This is a genomic window from Paenibacillus vulneris (assembly GCF_039543185.1).
Taxonomy (GTDB): Bacteria; Bacillota; Bacilli; order Paenibacillales; family NBRC-103111; genus Paenibacillus_S; species Paenibacillus_S vulneris.
Genome location: NZ_BAABJG010000014.1, coordinates 219,229 through 239,533, shown reverse-complemented (window position 1 = coordinate 239,533; position 20,305 = coordinate 219,229). Strand labels below are relative to the sequence as shown.

Below are 20,305 nucleotides of genomic sequence, written 5' to 3'. Positions count from 1 at the left end.
AGACCGTTCGGTGATGTCACCGCGCGGTCTTTTTGCGTAAGGTCTGTGGTATCGTGCTTGACCCGCTAGGGGATCTTTCCATCAGCCTGCAGGAAAAGAGATTTTGTATATTTTTTTCGGGCGGCCGCGCAGCTTCTCCTGCTTCTTGTATGCAATATGAGCGATGCCCTTCTCCTCCAGCTGATTCAGTATCCGGTTGGCGCTGCGAATAGTGATGCCCAGATGATAAGCGATTTCCTCCGACGTCAGCTCATTGCTCTCCGTCTTCGTAATAACCCCCATAATCTTTTGAATCTGCAGCGTCGAAATATCGAGCATCTCGCTTAGCCGCTGAATTTGCGGACTCACCTCGTTTAAGTAGGTCAGATTCGTCTCTTCACCCAACGGACCGATGACCTGCCCGTTCATTTGAATGACGAATGTGCCGCGCACCGGGCTCGACGCCGACTGCTGGTTGGCAAGCTGTGCGTTCATGCGGGCCTTGTACATCGTATCGCCTGTGCCCCAGCCCAAATTTACCTCGAAGGGAACATGCTGGCTCAAGAACGCCGTCAGCTTGCAGCGGGTATAGCTGTCGGTGATGACCTTCAAATCCTTGGCCGAGCTGATCATCTCGAAGCTGACATTCGTTTTTTGAATGATCAAGGGGATTTTCTCCACCATCGTAAACTCAAGCAAGCTTTTGTGCAGGAGCATGGTTTTGAGCTCCAGATCGTTCGTCGCGGAAGGCAGCTCATTCAGCTTATGAATGGACAAGCAGCCGATGGCAATCTGATTATCTGCAAGCTTGATCATCTCGATCTCCGTAATAATATGCTCGAACTGCTGAACGATCGATTTGTGGGACGGAACCAAATAAATATGCGGCACGCCGTGCTGCTCGAGCTTGGGCACAATATTGCCGACGCGGGTAATCGAGAAATCGATTTTGTTATCCTTCCAGAGCCCGATATGATAGTCCGACAGCTCCTGATAGATTTGATCCGTGATAACGGTATAAGGAAACGTTTGCGGAAAATGATCGGGGTCCAATATCGGCTTCAGCCCCATGTAATCGTTATGACTCATTATAAAATCAATACAGACGCGGGAGAAATCAATATCCTTGCGCTCCACGCTAAGCTGAAACAGACATTTATAGAAATCTTCCTCGCTAATTCTGTATATATAGGTCGGCACGGCAAAGGAGCCTTGAAATCGTTCTTCCAAGTAAAGATATCCCAATTCGGTGATAATAATGCCGTCCACATGAGCGTAATGCCGGTTGTAATGCTCGCAGGTGTCGCTCAATTGCGAATAAGTCAATATCGTCAATTCACATCGTTCTTGTAACGATTGTTGCACTGCTTGCATTCGCGGCAAAAACTGGTGTGCAATGATGACCGCTAATCGAATCAAATGGGCGAGCCCCCCTTACTTTATGAAATAGTATGATCGTTGCGGCAGATTAGCAGCTTTATCGAATGTTCGACACCGTCATTTCACTTTACTCCTCATTATAGCGAAAAACCTCCCATATTGAAAACGCTGCACTCCATCCAAAATGTTGTGTAATAAAAGGTTACATCCTTATTGCATTATTGAAAAATGTAGTTTATATTTATTTTAAGAAATGTCCAAAAGATGACCAAAAATAAAAATCGGCCATGAAAGGCTTGAGGGAGGATGACTTGCGTAACTGCTTCACACTTCAAAGAAAACGCTATCAAGGAGGCGCGCTATGGAAAACCATTCGGCTGTCGGCAACCATAAGTATGTAATTCTCGGACTTTTATGCTTTACGTGGATCATCAATTATTTTGACAAAATAGCCATTAATGTGGCTGCGATTCCTATTTCCAAGCAGTTTGGGCTGAATGAAGCCCAGGTCGGCCTGATCCTCAGCAGCTTTTTTCTAAGCTATGCGATGATTCAGCCTATCGGAGGATGGTTGTCCGATAAGTTCGGGTCGAGGAAGGTCATTCTTGCCTCAGCACTGTTGTGGTCGCTGTTCACTATTATGACAGGCTGGGCCTGGTCGTTCACGGCGCTGCTCGTCATCCGGTTTTTATTCGGTATAGGGGAAGGGAGCTATCCCTCGGCGAGTACGGTTGCGGTAGCAGAGTCTTTCCCGTATAAACAGCGGGCGAGAGCCAAATCGGTATTGACCTCCGCAACGACGATCGGCGGTATGCTCGGCTCGCTTGTATCCGCTTTTCTGATCGCGAAGCTGGGCTGGGAGAATATGTTTCTAGTGCTCGGGATTGTAGGACTCCTGACATGCGTAATCTTGTTCTTCTTCTTGAAACCGCCGATTCAGGAAAAAACAATATCCGCATCAACGGCGAAAGTAAAGGTGCCTTTCAACAAGCTGTTGTCTAAGCCTTTGATCTGGCAATTGATGCTGATGTATTTCGGCTCCAGTATCGTCACTTGGGGAATGAATTCATGGATGCCTACTTACCTCGTGAAGGTTCGCAATCTCAGCATGGTTTCCATGGGAGCACTGTCGTCGATCCCTGCCATTGTGGCATTTGTAGGTGTACTGCTGCTCGGATGGCTGCTGGATAAGAAATTTTTGGCCGGCCGTGAAAAGTATGTGATTATGCTGGGCGCTGTGATCTCCTGTCTATGCATTTACTTGATGTTCCAAGCGCCGTCGGTCGCATTCGTCGTGTTCTATCAAAGCTTGGCCGCATTCGGTACTCTGTGCGTCATTACCCCGACCTTAACGATGCCGTTGAAGTATTTATCCAAAGAAATCGTAGGCTCCGCTACCGGTATCGTATATTTTGGCGGTCAGGTTGCCGGTATTATTGCGCCTTCTCTCATGGGGTACATGATCCAGGTCAATCACGGCTCCTTCACAGCGGCGTTCTGGGTGATGATTGTCGCCATGGTCGTTCCTCTAATCGTAGGGCTGACGCTGAAGACATCGGGCCTGCCTACGGATTCGAATGACCGCAAGGACGCGATCGCCAAAGAAGAAGGAGCGCCGGAGCTCGTAGGATAATTCTCGGCCTGTAAAGGTCAGATCCAAGGAAGCAGAAAGAAACAGCCTAGACAAACGGCAGGAGGGATAAGAATGAGAGGAAATGAAAGACTAGCTGAAATAATTGAAAAGAAACGTGACTTTTTCATTCAAATCAGCGATAAAATATGGGAGTTTGCGGAGACGCGCTTCGAAGAAAGGCAATCCGCGGAGCTCTTGTGCCAGGCATTGGAGAAGGGGGGCTTCACCGTAGAACGGGGAGCCGCTGGCATTGAAACGGCCTTTATAGGCAGCTTCGGAAGGGGGAAGCCGGTGGTTGCGATTTTGGGCGAGTTTGACGCCTTATCCGGCTTGAGCCAGAACAGAGGTGTCGCTTCACATGATCCTATTCAGGAAGGCGGCAACGGTCACGGATGCGGACATAATTTGCTGGGAACAGGCTCGCTGGCTGCCGCTGTAAGCCTGAAGCAGTATATGGAGGAGAATCAGCTTCCAGGCACCGTGCGCTATTATGGCTGTCCGGGGGAAGAGGGCGGTTCTGGCAAAACGTTCATGGCAAGAGAAGGCGTCTTCGATGACGCCGACTTTGCGCTCTGCTGGCACCCGGCTCCTCTTAACGGCATCATGCCGGGCCAATCGCTTGCGAATTATCAGGTCTATTACAAGTTCAAAGGCCGCAGCTCCCATGCCGCAGCAAGCCCGCATCTGGGCCGAAGCGCCCTGGATGCCGTTGAGCTGATGAACGTCGGGGTCAATTACTTAAGAGAGCATATTATTCAGGAAGCCCGAATTCACTATGCAATTACGAACACGGGCGGGACGTCGCCAAATGTGGTTCAGTCTCAGGCGGAAGTGCTGTATCTCATTCGTGCGCCTAAGACACCTCAAGTGGAGGAAATCTACCAGCGGGTTTGCAATATTGCCCGCGGAGCGGCCTTGATGACCGGGACGGAGGTCGAAATCGTCTTTGACAAAGCCTGTTCGAACTTGATCGGCAACTCGGTGCTGGAGGAAGCCATGCATAAGCAATTCTCGGAGCTCGGCGTACCTGTATTCGATGAAGCCGAGAAGGAGCTTGCAAAGGCGATCCGAACCACATTGACAGAGGAAGATACCAAGATGTTCAAGCGGATTAAGGGGCTGGACAATAAGGAGCTGGCGGATTTTCTGTTGCCTTACACCAAGACGGGTTTATCCTTTGGTACCGGCTCCACCGACGTCGGCGATGTCAGCTGGATTGTGCCGACGGCACAATGCGTGACCGCTTGTATGGCGATCGGAACACCGTTCCACACTTGGCAGCTGGTGGCTCAGGGAGGCACCTCCATAGGGCATAAAGGGATGCTTCATGCCGGGAAAGTGATGGCAGCTACCGCGCTCGAAGTGATGCAGAATCCGGAGCTGCTTGAGGCGGCCAAAGCTGAGCTGAACCGGCACCTTGAAGATGAGCCTTATGTATGCCCGATTCCGGCTGATGTGAAGCCGTCGGCTATCAAATAAATTAAGCACTTATACTGTTATAGATTGTCCAGGTAACGAACACCATGCGAAGGAAGAGGCTGACGCATGGTGTTTCTTTTTATCCCGATTCCGACTCTACGCCGATCGTACGATATGATATGATGGTACCAACAGGGCATGTAAAAAGCAGGAGGTGCAGAGATGCAAGCGGGACTTAACCAGGCTCAGGAGCAGACGATGAGATTGCTAATCACGCCGGATATGAAGCAATCCCTCCATATGCTGCAATGCTCATCAGGAGAATTGGCGGAGCACATGAGCCGTGAGATCCTCTCTAATCCTTTTTTAGTACCAGCCGATACCGGCTGGCTTCCGTCAACAGGACCATCAGGCTCCAGATTCCGTACTTCTGCTTACGATCCGATGGACCGGATTCCTGATTCTTCACAGCAAACCTTGGAGAGCTTCCTGCTGGAGCAGCTTGCTTTTCTTCCTCATACACCGCCACCAACTCTCCATGCAGCCAAATTTATTATCGGCAATCTCGATTCCAAAGGCTACTTGGATATGAGAACAGACCATATCGCGCAGATCCTTCATATGGATTCAGGTCAGATCGAACACGCCTTGGAGCTGGTTCAATCCTTGGATCCTCCCGGAATAGCGGCGAGAAGCCTGCAGGAATGCCTGATGCTCCAGCTGGAGCGGCAAGGTCATAAGGATTCGCTGGCGTATCAAATTGTAAACGATTACTTGACCCATCTGGCTGAAAAACAATTCGATAAGCTGGCACAGCTTCTAAAGGCCGAACCCGATCAGATTCAGCAGGCAGCAGCCGCGATCCGGGCGTTGAATCCAAGACCAGGGGCAGCTTTCACCCCTATACAGCGGGAGGTGATTTATCCCGATGTCATCGTCAGAAGGGAACATAATGAATATATCGTTGAAGTTAATGAATCGCTCTATCCGAAGCTGTCGATACATCCCGGCTGCCGTGCTATCAGACGTAAGGACCGGGAGGCGGACAATGATATGCAAAAACAGCTGCACGAAGCCAGAAGGTTTATCGGATTCATAGAGCAAAGAAACGTTACGCTCTATCGCGTTATGCAGGCCATCGTTCAGAAGCAGAGGCCGTTCTTTGATTATGGTCCTGCCAGTCTTAAGCCTATGGCGCTTAAAGACATCGCTTATGCTCTGGGAGTCCATGAATCGACGGTAAGCCGCGCAGCAGCGAGCAAATATGTTCAAACTCCGCGGGGGATGTATGAGATGAAATCCTTTTTCACCTCGTCGGTGGGAGGGATAGACGGTGAGGCTGTTTCATCGGAGGCTGTGAAGCAGAGGATCAAGCAGGTGATTCAAAGCGAGGACAAGCGGAAGCCGCTATCCGATCTCCGCATTGCGGAGCTAATGGAGCAGGAGGGGGTATGTGTATCCCGGCGTACAGTGACCAAGTACAGAGAGTCCTTAGGGATACCGGCTTCCTATCTGCGGAAGCGATTATAGCGTGGAAGCTCATCAGGAATCTTAGAAGCGGCCGCGACCGTCAGGAAATCCTGCTGTCGGCAGCCGCTTTTACATAGGTTAAAGCCAAGGCTTCCCTTTACTTCTTCTCGACAAATTTCTGATTGATTTTCTCGTCCGCCTGCCGCAAAGCGGTATTGACGTCGATATTGTTCAGGAGCATGTCCGTGAAGGCATCATTCACAATGTTAATGGCATCCTGACGAATGGCATTATTCAGACCGGAAGCTCTGGCCGGTTCTATGGGGGCGTACGTGTTATAGTAAGCCGCCTCCAGATTTTTTCCCTTGAGCTCCGGTGCATCCGTACCGAATGCTTTGCGGATTTCCGGCTTGTTGACAGGGGTGAGCAAGCCTTTCTTGGAATTGTCCATCATTCGCTCATCGTTCATCAAATACATAATCACTTCGAACGCGTCTTCTTTATGCTTGCTGGTCGGCGTGATCCCCCAGAAGGTCGGGCTGCTCTGCTGGCCGACCTTCGGCTTGTCTTTGAAGGTGGGCATCGAGACGACATCCCAGTTCAAGTTCGGAGGGAAGTTCACCTGCCGTCCATAGCCGCTAATGAGCATTGCGACATTCAATTGCTTTTCGAATTGCTCAACCTCCGGTGTAATGGATCGGGTGTTCGTCGGCCTGTTGTTGCCGGGAATTTTATAAATTTTGTCCAGAGTGAGCAGCAGCTGCTTCCATTGATCATTATTCACGTTAGCCTTATCCTCGGTCGGGCTCAATGGGGAAATGGACAGCTGATTTTCTCGAAGGATCGTGCTATAGAAGGTGCTCATTCCGCGGTAGGCCGTTCCGTCCACCGTTCTGGTCATCGTGCGGGCTAATTCATAAGCTTCGTCCCAGGTCATTCCATCCTTCGGATAGGGGACCCCGAATTTATCGAAAATGTCTTTATTGTAGTACAAGACGGATTGGCTGATTTCTTTGGGGATGCCATAAATGCCTTTTCCGCCGGTGTAGTACTTCAACGTTTCCAAGGCCTGCGGATAGTAGCGGTTCATATCGTAGTTGTATTTTTTGATAAGATCGGTCAAATCATAGTCGAGCCCAAGCTGCTGGATCGTGTTGACGAAGGAGGAGTGTACAAACCACGTAATATCGGGAGCTGTACCGGCGGAGACCAGATCGTTCAGGTTGGTTCCGTTCCCTCTCTCAATATATTTGGGGGTGATATACGGAAACTTCTGACGTATCGGATCGCCGATTTCCTTGTTGAACGTTTCCTGACTCATTCCCAGATGAGTGGCAAAAACAAGCTCTATAGGCTCTTTCTTCGTATCTCCCGGCGACTTGGGAGAAGTCTCGGTGGTGGTGCAAGCGGTTAGTGCTATGATGGCAGCCAAAGAAACAAGTGGAGCAATGCGGGCTTTGCGCATAACTTAACCTCACTTTCGTATGATGGGGATGGAATGAATGAACAAATGACAGCGTTTTCAGAAAAAGGCCCTTCGTTTACCGTGTATTCTTTCAAGACTTAGATATGATTTATTTTATGTTTCCGGAAACTTTCCAATCCAGATTATACCACTTGGCAGTCTTTTGTAAATCATTTTTTGCAAAATTTCCTGTTGTTGACAACAAAACCCCCATTCGCTACGATGGGGTAAATATCAGAAACGCCGCAGATCGTTTCCTAAGGGGATTTTACAAGCATGGCTAACTTACAAGACATTGCAACCAAAGCAGGGGTGTCCAAGGTTACGGTTTCGAAGGTCATTAACAATTACGAGTCCGTAGCGCCGGCGACACGGGAGAAAGTGCATAAAGCGCTGAGGGAGTTGAACCTGCAAGCCAGTGATTTGAAGCGTTCCAAGGACAGCTCCATGATGATCGGGATGCTGATGCCGCTAGGTGATATGACCGGGAACCGGTTCAGCATGGGAATCTTGGCAGGAGCGGAAGAGAAGGCGCTGGAGAAGGACTATTTTATAGTCATAGGCAATACGGTCAGCATGGAGAGGGAGGCGAAGGTTGTCGCCAAAATGCTTCAGCGGGATGTGGACGGCCTTATCCTGTTAAGCGTCAATGCAGAGCTCGACGGCAAGCATCTGGATGATCTGATACAGAATAAGGTACCTGTGGTGCTGGTGGATCAGAGGTTAAAGGATTTTCCGGCGCATGTCGTTCGTGGGGATAATTTTGCCGCTGCGATCAAGCTTATCGACCATCTGGTGGAGCTCGGCCATCAGCGGATTGCCTGCATCACTTTGAATCCGGCCCGATCCACTCATGCGGACAGGGTGAAAGGATACCGAACAGGGCTGATGAATGCCGGGCTGAAGGAGTCCAAGGAGTATTATAAAATTGTCGGCAACGGCGTTACTTCCTACGAGGCAACAAGGAGCCTGCTGGTGCTGGAGAATCGGCCGACCGCCTTGTTTGTAGCCCAGCCGTCCATGCTGATGAATGTGCTTAGAGCCGTTCAGGAGTATGGGCTGCGCGTTCCCGAGGATATCAGTATCGTCGGGTTTGACGACCAATACGCGGTTTTGCCGGAGGAATACCGGAGCTTCTTCACCTCCATTAATCAATCCGCAAGGCTGATCGGGAGCATCGCTATAGAGATATTGTGCCAGCAGATGAACGATGCTTCGTTGGAATATCAGGAAATTATTTTGCCTGGGGCGCTGACAGTCCGGAAATCGACGGCATCGGCTCCTGCGATCTAAACCAATGAACCCGCGCTAGCGCGGTTTTTTGTTTTGCCCAGAAAGGGAACAGAAACTTTCCGGAAATGATTCATTGCGAGGATATTTATGGTATAGTAAAAATGGAAAGGAGGGGCTTTGATAAGAATCTATTTTTCTATTTTTGGTACCGCTTACATTAAGGCCTGAACATGACAACAAGAAGCGCAGCAGCACTCGCTTTTATCGGCGATCAGGAAAGAAGGAGAGCTCCTTCCTTCCATTAGTCGAGGAGAACCCCATTAGTCTATTCAGGAAAGGTGATGATTTCGTGTCTGTCCGTAAGCCGTTTCTTATCGGTCTCATTATCGTGCTAGTCTTTACGCTCCTTCTTCCAACCCACGGGCTTGTTTCGCGTGCGGCGGCTAGTGAAGTGAATTACGCATTAAATAAGCCTGTGCCAAGCAAAAGCTCGGATACGTCTGCGGGCAGGGCAACCGCTGCCGTTGACGGGAATGCAAGCACCTATTGGCAGCCGCTATCCAGCGACCGCGGGGACGATCTTAATGTATGGATGACGGTGGATCTGACCGTACCGCAGACGGTTCAGAGAACGGTGTTGGATTTTACAGGGACGCAAGGAATTGTAAGCGGTTACTCTATCTTGTACTCCAATAACAACAGCAGCTGGACGCAGGCTTATGCCCGGGACAGGTCAACAGGGGCGATTCAAGCCAAAGAAACGGCGATTTTTGCCCCGGTATCCGCCCGATATGTCAAAGTATCGGTCAATTTGACACAGAATTCATTGTTTAAGCTTGCCGAATTTGAAGTGTATGGGGAAGGTGGCACCGGCTCACAGCCCGCATTGAACAGAATCTATATTTCCGATGCGGCAGGCCGGGAGTATGCGGAAGATACGACTTTGAAGCTTCATGTCAATGAAACGACTTCATTACAGCTTCACGGCGTTCTCGTCACTGGAGAAGAGGCGGATTTGTCCGAACCGGACTTCCTTGCTTCCCTGCAGGCTTCCAAACCGGATGTTGCTGTGTTGGATTCGTCCGGCAAGGTAATGGCCTTGAAGTCCGGGGTAAGCAAGGTAACGGGAACCATTGTACAAGGACCTATCACGTTGACTACTACCATCTGGATTGATGTTGCGGACCCGGTCCAGCTCATCGCCGATCTGCAGATAACCCATCCGAGCATGACGATTCAGACAGGGCAGCCTGCGCTCGTGAGGCCCGGTGATCCGTACCCGTCCATTCAGGTTACGCCATTCGTAGAGGGCATCCTGAATGGTGAGCTGATAGACAGCTCACAAAATAAGCTGTATCAGCTGCCGGAAACCCGGCTCGTTCCAGGCGAGGCGTTGGAGCTTCCGGTTCCGGGAGCGGTCGCTTCTACCGGAGAGCATCAGCTGCGGCTGTCGGTAACTCCAACGGGCAAGACGACAGTGTATGATACGTTCTATTTCTTCTCGGCGGATGCGAGCACCATACCGGCGGGCCAAAGTCAGCTGGCCTTTATCGGGAAAGACGGCAAATTAGTCTACGTGCCGGATTACAAAGGGAACAAGCTGCTCGATTACTCCAATGCGGGTTATATGGGCGGCGGAGTCCAGCTGCCTGACGTGCCTGTAAGAGTGACTCTAACCCCGCAAGCGGAAGGGGATGATACGGCACGGATTCAAGCGGCCATTGACGAAGTATCCCTGTTGGCTCCTTCACCGGAAGGCTTCCGCGGAGCGGTGCTTCTCTCCAAGGGTACATATCGGGTAGGCAGCAAGCTGTATATCCGTGCGGGAGGCGTAGTTCTGCGCGGCGAGGGCCAGGGTACGGATGGAACGATCCTCTATGTTACGGGCACGGAACAGCGCGATATCCTGGAAATTGGCGGCACAAGTGGTCCAGTCGTCAGCTCGACGATAAAGACGGGCATCACCGATTTATATGTTCCGGTAGGAGCACGAAGCTTCCGGGTCGCTGATCCCGGTCTGTTCAAGGCCGGAGACACGGTGATGGTGCGCAGGAAAGGAAATGACCGGTGGATTCATGAGCTCTTGATGGATCAAATAACAGACCGGCCCGGGACTACCGGAAGTACGCAGCAATGGGGTCCCTTTGATCTTAACTTCGACAGAGTCATTACCCAAGTGGACGGCAATGTCATAACGGTAGATGCGCCGCTCGCCAATTCCATCGAGCTTAGGTGGGGAGGCGGGGAGCTATTGGCCTATAACGATTCGGCCCGGATACAGCAGGTCGGCGTCGAAAATATGCGTGTCGATGTCAACTTCGATCCGTCCGTCATCAAGTCGAATGGAGGCGTCAATTATTATGCGGATGATAACCATCCGGAAACGTTCATTGCGTTCAAGAGCGTCAAAAATGCATGGGTTCGCGACATCACGGCGCTGCATCTGGGATATGCCATGGTCTACACCGGGCGAGATACCAAGTGGACGACGACCCAGGACAGCACGGTTCTGGAAATGGCAAGCACATTGGATGGAGGGCGCCGTTATCCGCTGCTGTATGAAGGCCAACTGGGGCTCACTCAAAGGGTTAACGTCGATACCGCACGCCACTCCTATATCGTAGGCAGCCGCGTACCCGGTCCTAACGTGTTCCTGGACGGCGTTGCAACAACGCAATTCGCAACGAGCGAGCCGCACCATCGCTGGTCGGTAGGGGGCTTGTTCGATAACATCGATGCGAATATCGCTATTCAAGACCGCGGCTGGCTCGGAAGCGGACACGGATGGGCAGGAGCGAATTGGGTCGCATGGAATACCAAAGGGGGACTTGCGCTCCAAAATCCGCCTACCGCGCAAAACTACGCCATCGGTTTTACCGGCAAAGTAAATAAGCCTTACCTGCCGAATAAGGACGACCTTCGACCTCGGGAAGGCGGATACTGGGAAAGTCTCGGTACCAATGTCTATCCGCGCAGCTTGTATTTGCAGCAGCTGGAGGACCGCGGCGGCAGCGAAGCCGTCCGCAATATTCAAACAAGCAGCTACGGACAGCCGAAACTGGCCGGTCTGAGCCTGAGCGATGGGGTTCTAAGCCCGTCGTTTGCCCCCGACCAGGCTCATTACGATGCCAGTGTGACCTACAACGTCTACAAGCTTACGGTCACTTCGGAAGGCGTCGATACGGGAGCGCAGATTAGGGTAAATGGAACCGATGTCGCGAGCGGCCAGCCGAGCCCCGATATCCAGCTGGGCTATGGCGCCAATACGGTTCAGATTGCCGTATATTCTCCGAGTCTTAATACTTCCAGAATGTACACGGTCAATGTGACCCGCGAGCAGCCGCAGCTTCAGTCCGTTGCCTTAAAGCCCAAGTATATGTTCATTCGCTCAGGTGAATCCGAATCTCTGGAGCTGCAAGGGACTTATGAGGACGGAAGCACCAAACCGCTGACAGAAGGAATCGCGTTCCAATCATCCAAGCCTTCTGTAGCGCAGGTAAGTTCCAGCGGTGTTGTATCGGCAGTCAGCCCGGGGGTAGCGACGGTAACCGCTCAATATGCAGGGCAAAGCGCCGATGCCAAGGTGATCGTATATGGCAAGCCTGTGCAGCTGATTGGGATTGACCTGGATTCGGAGCGGTACAGCCTAAAGGCTGGAGACACGCACCAGACCGTCGTGCAGGCGGTATACTCGGACCGGAGCCAGCGGCAGGTAACCGACGGGGTTGCTTACCGCTCCTCTAATCCTGATATAGCCCAAGTGGATAAGAACGGCCTGGTTAAGGCGATCAAGGCGGGAAAAGCGGATATCGTCGTAACTTACGGGGGCGAGCAGGAGAAAGCTAAAGTGACCGTGCTCGGCAAGGATGACGGGAAGCCGGTGAAGGTGACCCGCCTCGAGCTCGATGACCAGGCTTATTCCTTGAAAGTCGGTCAAACGCACGCTACCGTCGTTTATGCTTATTATACGGATCACAGCAAAAAGAAGGTGACGGATGCCGTGACGTATCGTTCGTCGAACCCGGCTGTCGTACAGGTGGATGCGAATGGAGGGGTAAAGGCAATAAAGTCGGGTAAAGCCGATATCATTGTCGAGCATGACGGAAAACAAGTCAAAGCCAAAATTACGGTAACCGCCGGAGGGCATTGACTAGGTAAATTAGGTCTTGATGGTTGTTAGAGAGTCGATAGGCTGGTTATCTCCTTGCTTACGAAGATGGTTTCCATTGGGAAATGCATAACCTTTCGGAAGCTAATAAAGGGGGTATCCCGCTGTGCCACCGAAGCAGCTTACGCTCCTCAACAAAAGAAGAATGGCGAGTCCGCCATTCTTCTTTTGTTTATTTGGCGTTAGCCAGGGATCTATTAACAAAAAATGTTCAAATTCTCACCCTTTCCTTGTGATTTTTATCACATGTAGGCTGCCTGCTTCGATCTATACTAGCATCGTACAGAAGGGAGGAATTGATTTGGATACGTTGGATTTAAGCAGATGGCAGTTCGGAATTACGACGGTGTATCACTTCTTGCTCGTACCGTTATCAATCGGTCTTGCATACCTGATCGCGGTGATGCAGACGATGTACGTGGTGAAGAAGGATGATTCGTACAAAATCATGGCTAAATTTTGGGGGAAACTGTTTCTGCTGAACTTTGCCGTAGGGGTCGTTACGGGGATTATGCAGGAATTCCAGTTTGGTATGAACTGGTCGGATTATTCGAGATTTGTCGGGGCTGTTTTTGGAGGGCCGCTAGCGATTGAAGCGCTGGTATCCTTTTTCCTGGAATCGACGTTTCTCGGCATATGGATTTTCGGTTGGGACCGCCTGCCAAAGAAGGTGCATCTGGCCTCGATTTGGCTGGTAGCCGTCGGAACGACGTTGTCGGCCCTATGGATATTAAGTGCGAACTCGTTCATGCAGGAGCCGGTCGGATACGCGATTCAAAATGGACGCGCCGAGATGACCAGCATTTTTGCCATACTGGGGAACAAGCAGCTATGGGTAGAGTTCCCGCATGTCATTTATGGAGCGCTATCGACAGGTGCATTGTTCGTAACGGGGATCAGCGCCTATAAAATCCTGCGCAAGCAGCAGCCGGAGCTGTTCAAAACATCGTTTACGATCGGGATTACGATCGCGCTGGCAGCAAGCTTCATGACGGCGGTAGCCGGTCACGAGCAGGCGCAGCATTTGATGAAGTCGCAGCCGATGAAAATGGCGGCGTCCGAAGCGCTGTGGAACACGACGGGGGATAGCGCCCCTTGGACGGTCTTTGCCTTGATTGATGTGGAAAAGCAGCAAAACCGCGCGCAATTGGAAATCCCTTATGCGCTAAGCATTCTTTCCTATAACAAGCTGCACGGAAGCGTGCCCGGCATGAATGAGCTTCAATCTGAGTACGAGGCGAAATATGGCCCCGGCAACTATATTCCTCCGGTCAAAACGACGTTCTGGAGCTTCCGCATCATGGTGCTGGCCGGAGTCCTCATGATCTTGCTCAGCCTGTTCGGTACCTACGCCGTATGGCGCAATAAGCTGGACCAATTTCCGCGGTATTTGAAATGGATGGTGCCGGCCATCAGCTTGCCCTATATCGCCAATTCGGCGGGGTGGATTATGACGGAGGTCGGCCGGCAGCCTTGGCTTGTGTTCGGATTGCAAAAAACGGAGGCGGGAGTTTCCCCTACAGTCACTCCTGCTATGGTGGCGACTTCGCTCATCGGCTTTACCGTGATCTACGGGCTTTTGGCTGCGGCGTTAGTTTATCTGATCGTTGTGTTCGTGAAAAAAGGAGCCGTTGACGAGGAACACGAGGCTCATGAAGCTCATGAAGCGGAAACGAAGCATCCAGGCACAGTGACTCCTCTGTGAGAAGATCAGGCTATGAAATAGAAAGCGAGGCGAGGGAATATGCTGGAAACCTTATGGTTTATTCTTATCACGGTGCTGTTCGTCGGATTCTTCTTTCTTGAAGGCTTCGACTTCGGCGTAGGCATGCTGACTCCGTTCCTTGGCAGGACGGATACGGAGCGCCGTGTGATCATCAATACGATAGGGCCGGTCTGGGACGGTAACGAGGTATGGCTTATTACGGCGGGGGGAGCGATGTTCGCGGCATTTCCGGAATGGTATGCCACGCTGTTCAGCGGCTTTTACATGGCGTTGTTCCTTATGCTGCTGGCGCTCATTGGCCGCGGCGTGTCGTTCGAATTTCGCAGCAAGCTGCCGAATCCGAAATGGCGCAAGCTGTGGGACGGCGTGATCTTTGGGGGCAGCCTGCTGCCGCCGCTCTTGTGGGGTGTAGCGCTGGCCAACCTGATGAAGGGCGTACCGATTGACGCAAATAAAAACTATGTCGGATCGTTCTGGGATTTAATCTCCTTGTACTCGGTAACGGCGGGAATCAGTATTGTCCTGTTATTTTTGCTTCATGGGGCGCTGTATCTCTCGCTGAAAACCGAAGGGGAGCTTAGGGAGCGGGCCAGAAAAGCGGCAAACCGCTTCGGTGCATGGGCAAGCGCCATGCTGTTGTTTTTCGTCTTCCTCAGTTATTTTCAAACGGATATGTTTACCCGTGACGGGATCATTCCGGGAATGGTTCCTCTGACGGCCGGCTTTACGCTGTTGTCCGTGCATTTCTTTCTTAAAGCGGGACGTGACGGCTGGGCGTTCATTATGACCGGCTTAACGATTGTGCTGTCGACGATAACGGTCTTCATGTCCTTGTTCCCGCGGGTGATGATCTCCTCGCTGAACCCGGATTGGTCGCTGACCATCTTTAATTCGGCTTCGAACGAATATACGCTGAAGGTAATGACCGTGATTGCTCTCACGACCGTACCCATTGTCATCGCTTATCAGGCATGGACTTACTGGGTATTCCGCAAACGGGTGAGCGTCAAGGATCATCTGGACTACTGATATGATGAAACGACTGCTTGGCCGCGTCCCTGGAACGTACCGTCTGCTGCTAGCCGGGATAGGATTCAGCGTTGTCGGCGGTATGCTGATGATTCTGGAATCCGCCAGCCTGGCTCGGCTTGTGCATGATGCTTTTCTGGAAGGGCTCGGTATCTCAACTCTTCTTCCTGTATTTGGCATGCTGCTTGGCTGGATCGCTCTTAGAGCGGTTGTCCAGATGATGAGCGAATATGCCTCATCGCAAATGGCGATGCGCATCAAGAGCGACCTCCGCCAGCAATTGTTAAGCAAGCTGGTCCAGCTTGGACCCGGCTATGCCAAAGGAGAACGGAGCGGGGAGCTGCTTGGAACGATCTACGAGGGCGTAGAACAATTGGAGGCTTATTTGGCCCGGTACTTGCCCCAAATGGCCTTGTCCATGCTCATTCCCGCCGCCATCTTCTGCATCGCCGCCAACCTGGACTGGATCTCGGCCATGGTGCTGGCAATAACGCTGCCCCTGCTCATCCTGTTTATGATTCTGGTAGGTCTGGCCGCCAAGTCCAAGGCGCAGCGGCAGTTCGAGCGTCTCGGTCAGCTGGGGAGCCATTTCATGGACGTTCTGCGCGGGCTTCCGACCTTGCAGATATTTGGGCGAAGCCGTGCACAGCTGGAGATCATCTCCCAAATCAGCGAGGAATATCGAAAGACAACGATGGGAACCCTCAGGCTCGCTTTCTTGTCCTCGTTCGTGATGGAGCTGTTCGCGACGTTAAGCACCGCCATCGTAGCGGTATTCCTGGGGCTGCGGCTTATTAACGGGCAGATCGGCTTCGAGCATGCATTCCTCATTCTGCTGCTTACACCCGAGTTCTACGCTCCGGTAAGAGCACTGGGTACGCAGTTTCATGCGAGCACGAACGGGATGGCTGCGGCTGCCCGGATCATCAGCCTCCTGGAGGCGCAGGCGTCCGGAGCAGCTGAGACGGAGGAGGGCGTGGAGCTTGAGGCTCGGCCAAGCGGTTACCGCATCGAATTTCGGGATGTCAGCCTGACTTATCCCGGTCATTCATCCCCGGCGTTGGACGGCGTTTCATTTACGCTGGAGCCGGGGGAGCGCATCGCGGTCATTGGCCCGACGGGCTCGGGAAAGAGTTCGCTTCTTGATGTGCTGCAGGGATTCGCTGCTCCTACAAGCGGCAGCGTGTGGATTGACGGCATCAACCTGGAAGAGATAACAAAGGAATCATGGCGGAAGCAGTTGTCGAGTGTCAATCAAAACCCTAAGCTATACTACGGTACGCTGCGGGACAATTTGACCCTCGGCTGCGAGGGGCCGGTGGAAGATAGCTGCATTGAGGCTGCATTAACGGCCGCAGGCGTGGATTTCTTGGACCAGCTCCCCGACGGTCTGGATACGATATTGGGTGAAGCCGTTCCATTGTCCGGGGGACAAATTCAACGGATCGCCATTGCCAGGTCGCTGTTGAAGGATGCGCCGCTGCTGCTGCTGGATGAACCGACGTCGGGATTGGACTTGTTTCATGAGTCTATGGTTCGGCAAGGCTTGGCCCGGCAGCTTCCAGGCCGGATGTCAGTGACGGTTGCCCACCGGCTGGAGACCGTGCAGCAAGCGGACCGCATCATCGTGATGAATCACGGCCGCATTGCCGAGATGGGAACGCCTGCCGAGCTGCTGGCGGCAAGGGGAATGTACGCCCGAATGATGCTGGCGCTTGAGCGGGAGAGTGACGCCCGGAAACTGTCCGAGTCGTTACCGGAATCGTGGAGTGAGGCCCCTGGCGCTGGGTTGGATCGGGGGAGCGGCGATGCTTTGGGTACGCCTGATACAGCATCTATCCGTCTTCTGGCCCAACAGGGCTTCCTGAGGCGTGTTCTCGCTTTCTTACGGCCGTACCGGGGCAGAATGCTGATAGCGGTGCTGCTCGGATGCTTGACCATCGCCGCGAGCATCGGCTTGATGGGCACCTCGGGCTATTTGATCGCAAGCGCCGCTTTACGCCCGGAATCGGTGCTGCTGCTGTGGGTTCCGATTGTAGGCGTCCGGTTCTTCGGTTTATCCCGCGGTGTGTTCCGTTATTTGGAGCGGCTGGTGTCACATGACCTGACCTTCCGAATTCTGCACCGCGTACGTGTTTGGCTGTACGAAAGCCTGGAGCCGATGGGCGTCAGGCTGCTGGAGCGGCGGCGCAGCGGTGAGCTGCTGCAATCGCTCATCAGCGATGTCGAGCAGCTGCAGCATATGTACCTGCGCGTTCTGGCGCCCCCGCTCATCGCCTTGGTGACCGGAGCGCTGGGCTGCTTCCTGCTGGCTGCGCATGCGTGGCAGCTGGGAGGCATATTGCTGGCTATGCTAGCGCTGTCCGGCATCGGCTTTCCGCTGCTCAGCGCTAAGCTGTGCCAAAAGCCCGGCCGGGAAATCGCCGGCCGGCAGAAGCAGATGTATGCCCAAACGAGCGACTTGCTCCTGGGCATGAAGGATCTTCTCGTATTTGGCCGCGATCAGGAGCGTCTGCACTCGATTATGATGCAGCAATCCGAGGTGAATGCGAACCAGACCCGTATCAACCGGGCAGGGGCGGCAGTGAGCGGCGCGATGCTGGGTGCAGCGCATCTGAGCATGTGGCTGGTGCTGCTGGCCTCCGTCTATTTCGTACAGACTGGCCGTTTGGAGCCGGTGCTGCTTCCGGCTCTTATTCTGATGACGCTGGCATGCTACGAAGCCGTTACGCCGCTTCCTGCGGCTTTCCAGCAGTTAGGCCATACGGTCTCCGCCGCTTCGCGGCTGTTTCAGCTGGTCGATGAGAATAATGCTCTGAAGGTGGTTGAAGCGAAGCAGAGGCCGATGATATCGGCTCCGCCGGTTCAAGCTTCACGGCAATGGAAAGTGGAGGTTCGCAATGTATCCTATCGCTATGAAAGCGGAACGGATTACGCGGTTCGCCGCTTGAATCTAACCTTGGAACCGGGACGGCGCATTGCCGTCGTAGGGGAAAGCGGAGCGGGCAAAAGCACGCTGATCCAGCTGCTGCTTGGACTCCGGGACTGTACGGAGGGCTCCATTCGTCTGAACGGACAGGAGCTGCGGGAGCTTCCTGCGGCTTTCATCCGTTCCCAGTATGCAGTCGTTTCCCAGGAGGTGCAGCTGTTCAATGCAACGGTTGCCGCTAATCTCAGGCTGGGGAGACCGGAGGCAACGGACGACGAGCTTCGTGAAGCAGCGCGGCTGGCGCTGATCGACGAGACGATCATGAGCCTGCCTCAGGGCTACGATACGGTGATCGGGGAGCGGGGAGGCAAGCTGTCCGGAGGCGAGCGGCAGCGTCTGGCACTTGCCCGGGCATTGCTGCGCCACACCCCCGCGCTCTTGCTGGATGAGCCTGTCACCGGATTGGATATCTTGACCGAGCAGGCGTTCATGAATAACCTTGAGCTTTTCTGGAAGGAAAAGGCCGTCGTCTGGATTACGCACAAGCTGTCCGGACTCGATCAGATGGATGAAATTGTCGTCATGCATCACGGTGCTGCCGTAGAGCGCGGGACGCATGAGGAGCTGCTTCGCAAAAAAGGCCACTATTACCGCCTATGGCAGCTGGAAAAGGAGAAGGAGTGTCTGCTGGCTGGCCTCCATGAGGATGCGGGGCCGTATGACGAGGCACCGCTTCATGGCTAGCATGATGAGTGAATGGTACACGCACGTCAACGCGAATATAGAGGGATGCCTGACCGGAGGAATGACAACGGTCAGGCTTTTTTGTCGCTATATGATTCCGGGAGTCTCGCGCAAAGTGCCTGAATAAGCTTCCAAGCCACGCCTCACTTTAAGGGGTTCTTTCAAGCCATCTTACGGGGATAAGGTCTTCCTATCATTGCTGGCCCATATATTGAATGACATACTGCTTCGGTGTCGTTCCAAACATTTTCTTGAACACCTTGATGAAATAGCTGGTCTCCATTCCGACTTGTCCGGCTACCTCGTCAACGGCTATCCCGGGATGCTGCTGGAATAGCTGCAAGGCTTTGCGCAGGCGGACCATTTGGAGGTACCGGTTCGGCGTCAAGCCATAGACGCTCAGGAAGAGCCTGTGAAAATGCTGCGCGGAATAACCGACCGCACGGGCCACGTTCGACAAATGAAGGTGCTCGTTATAATGCTCCTCCAGAAAATGAACCGCGTTCTTTAAAGCCTGGTTCGACTGCTCCCGGGAGCGCGGCTCCTCCTGCCAGCCTTCCCCCTGTCTGTGCTTTTGCAGGCTAAGCAAGAATCCGTATAAACGGTGCGAGGCTTCCCAGACCGTATCCGGCTTGCCGTCATTGATCCTGTGCCACAGCCGGATCAGCTCCGACCATATGAACTCAAACTCTTCACTGGGCAGCCTTTGCCAGTGGCCTGGCCCCGCAGCCTCGGCGGCTATACGGGAGGCTTCTCCCTGAAAGCCGATAAACCCGAGCTCCCAGCCCTCGTCCTTATTCTCGGGGAAATATTCATGAGGGACGCCTTCGCCTAACAAGAACACGGTCCCTTCCGTTAAGCGAAGGTCTTGCTGTCCATGAATTCGAAAGATGCCGCTTCCTTTGCGGGTAATAAACAGCTGATACACGGGAAAACCCGTGGGCCGGAAGGTCGGCTTCTGCTCATGATAGCCGATGCAGTAAATATACAGCGGAGGGAGCTGCTGTTGAGGATGGGCATTGGCCAGAATAAAGGGCAGCATGATGATCCCCTTTCATGTTAAGAATGAACGATTTCATCGCATGTATGGTGTAGGGTACAGCGGATGTACTGCTTATCTTTAAGTATAC

At 52.8% G+C, this 20,305-nt stretch carries 11 protein-coding genes; 8 read left to right on the top strand and 3 right to left on the bottom strand.

Going from position 1 to position 20,305, the window contains the following annotated elements; genetic code table 11:
- Nucleotides 1–81: 81 nt before the first annotated feature.
- Nucleotides 82–1,398 carry a transcriptional regulator gene (locus tag ABEA66_RS13290; RefSeq protein WP_192705527.1) on the bottom strand — a complete coding sequence of 439 codons (1,317 nt, stop codon included), beginning with the start codon at nt 1,396–1,398 and terminating at the stop codon, nt 82–84.
- A gap of 322 nt (nt 1,399–1,720) precedes the next feature.
- Here ABEA66_RS13290 and ABEA66_RS13285 point away from each other — a divergent pair, with 322 nt between their 5' ends.
- The 3 genes from ABEA66_RS13285 (at nt 1,721) to rpoN (ending at nt 5,941) form a co-directional block, all read left to right on the top strand.
- Nucleotides 1,721–2,992 (top strand): MFS transporter, encoded by a 1,272-nt coding sequence (locus ABEA66_RS13285; protein ID WP_345587899.1) that lies wholly within the window; start codon nt 1,721–1,723, stop codon nt 2,990–2,992.
- A gap of 72 nt (nt 2,993–3,064) precedes the next feature.
- Nucleotides 3,065–4,471, top strand: coding sequence for a M20 family metallopeptidase (locus ABEA66_RS13280; RefSeq protein WP_345587898.1), 1,407 nt, complete (start codon nt 3,065–3,067; stop codon nt 4,469–4,471).
- A 162-nt stretch (nt 4,472–4,633) separates the two neighbouring features.
- Nucleotides 4,634–5,941 (top strand): RNA polymerase factor sigma-54, encoded by a 1,308-nt coding sequence (rpoN, locus tag ABEA66_RS13275; protein WP_345587897.1) that lies wholly within the window; start codon nt 4,634–4,636, stop codon nt 5,939–5,941.
- Nucleotides 5,942–6,038: 97 nt separating this feature from the next.
- On the opposite strand, the gene ABEA66_RS13270 is transcribed toward rpoN, so the two are convergent.
- Complete coding sequence (locus tag ABEA66_RS13270) at nt 6,039–7,346, bottom strand: ABC transporter substrate-binding protein (protein ID WP_345587896.1); 1,308 nt, start codon at nt 7,344–7,346, stop codon at nt 6,039–6,041.
- A 276-nt stretch (nt 7,347–7,622) separates the two neighbouring features.
- Between ABEA66_RS13270 and ABEA66_RS13265 the strand changes: the two genes are divergently transcribed.
- The 5 genes from ABEA66_RS13265 to cydD all read left to right on the top strand — a co-directional run bounded on the left by ABEA66_RS13265 (nt 7,623) and on the right by cydD (nt 19,175).
- Nucleotides 7,623–8,639, top strand: a complete 1,017-nt coding sequence (locus tag ABEA66_RS13265) for a LacI family DNA-binding transcriptional regulator (RefSeq protein WP_345587895.1) — start codon at nt 7,623–7,625, stop codon at nt 8,637–8,639.
- A 289-nt stretch (nt 8,640–8,928) separates the two neighbouring features.
- Complete coding sequence (locus tag ABEA66_RS13260; protein ID WP_345587894.1) at nt 8,929–12,729, top strand: Ig-like domain-containing protein; 3,801 nt, start codon at nt 8,929–8,931, stop codon at nt 12,727–12,729.
- A 319-nt stretch (nt 12,730–13,048) separates the two neighbouring features.
- Nucleotides 13,049–14,452, top strand: coding sequence for a cytochrome ubiquinol oxidase subunit I (locus tag ABEA66_RS13255; RefSeq protein ID WP_345587893.1), 1,404 nt, complete (start codon nt 13,049–13,051; stop codon nt 14,450–14,452).
- 39 nt (nt 14,453–14,491) lie between these two features.
- Nucleotides 14,492–15,502 (top strand): cytochrome d ubiquinol oxidase subunit II, encoded by a 1,011-nt coding sequence (cydB, locus tag ABEA66_RS13250; protein WP_345587892.1) that lies wholly within the window; start codon nt 14,492–14,494, stop codon nt 15,500–15,502.
- Nucleotide 15,503: 1 nt separating this feature from the next.
- Complete coding sequence (cydD, locus tag ABEA66_RS13245) at nt 15,504–19,175, top strand: thiol reductant ABC exporter subunit CydD (RefSeq protein ID WP_345587891.1); 3,672 nt, start codon at nt 15,504–15,506, stop codon at nt 19,173–19,175.
- 193 nt (nt 19,176–19,368) lie between these two features.
- On the opposite strand, the gene ABEA66_RS13240 is transcribed toward cydD, so the two are convergent.
- Nucleotides 19,369–20,217, bottom strand: a complete 849-nt coding sequence (locus ABEA66_RS13240; RefSeq protein WP_345587890.1) for a helix-turn-helix transcriptional regulator — start codon at nt 20,215–20,217, stop codon at nt 19,369–19,371.
- Nucleotides 20,218–20,305 lie beyond the last annotated feature (88 nt).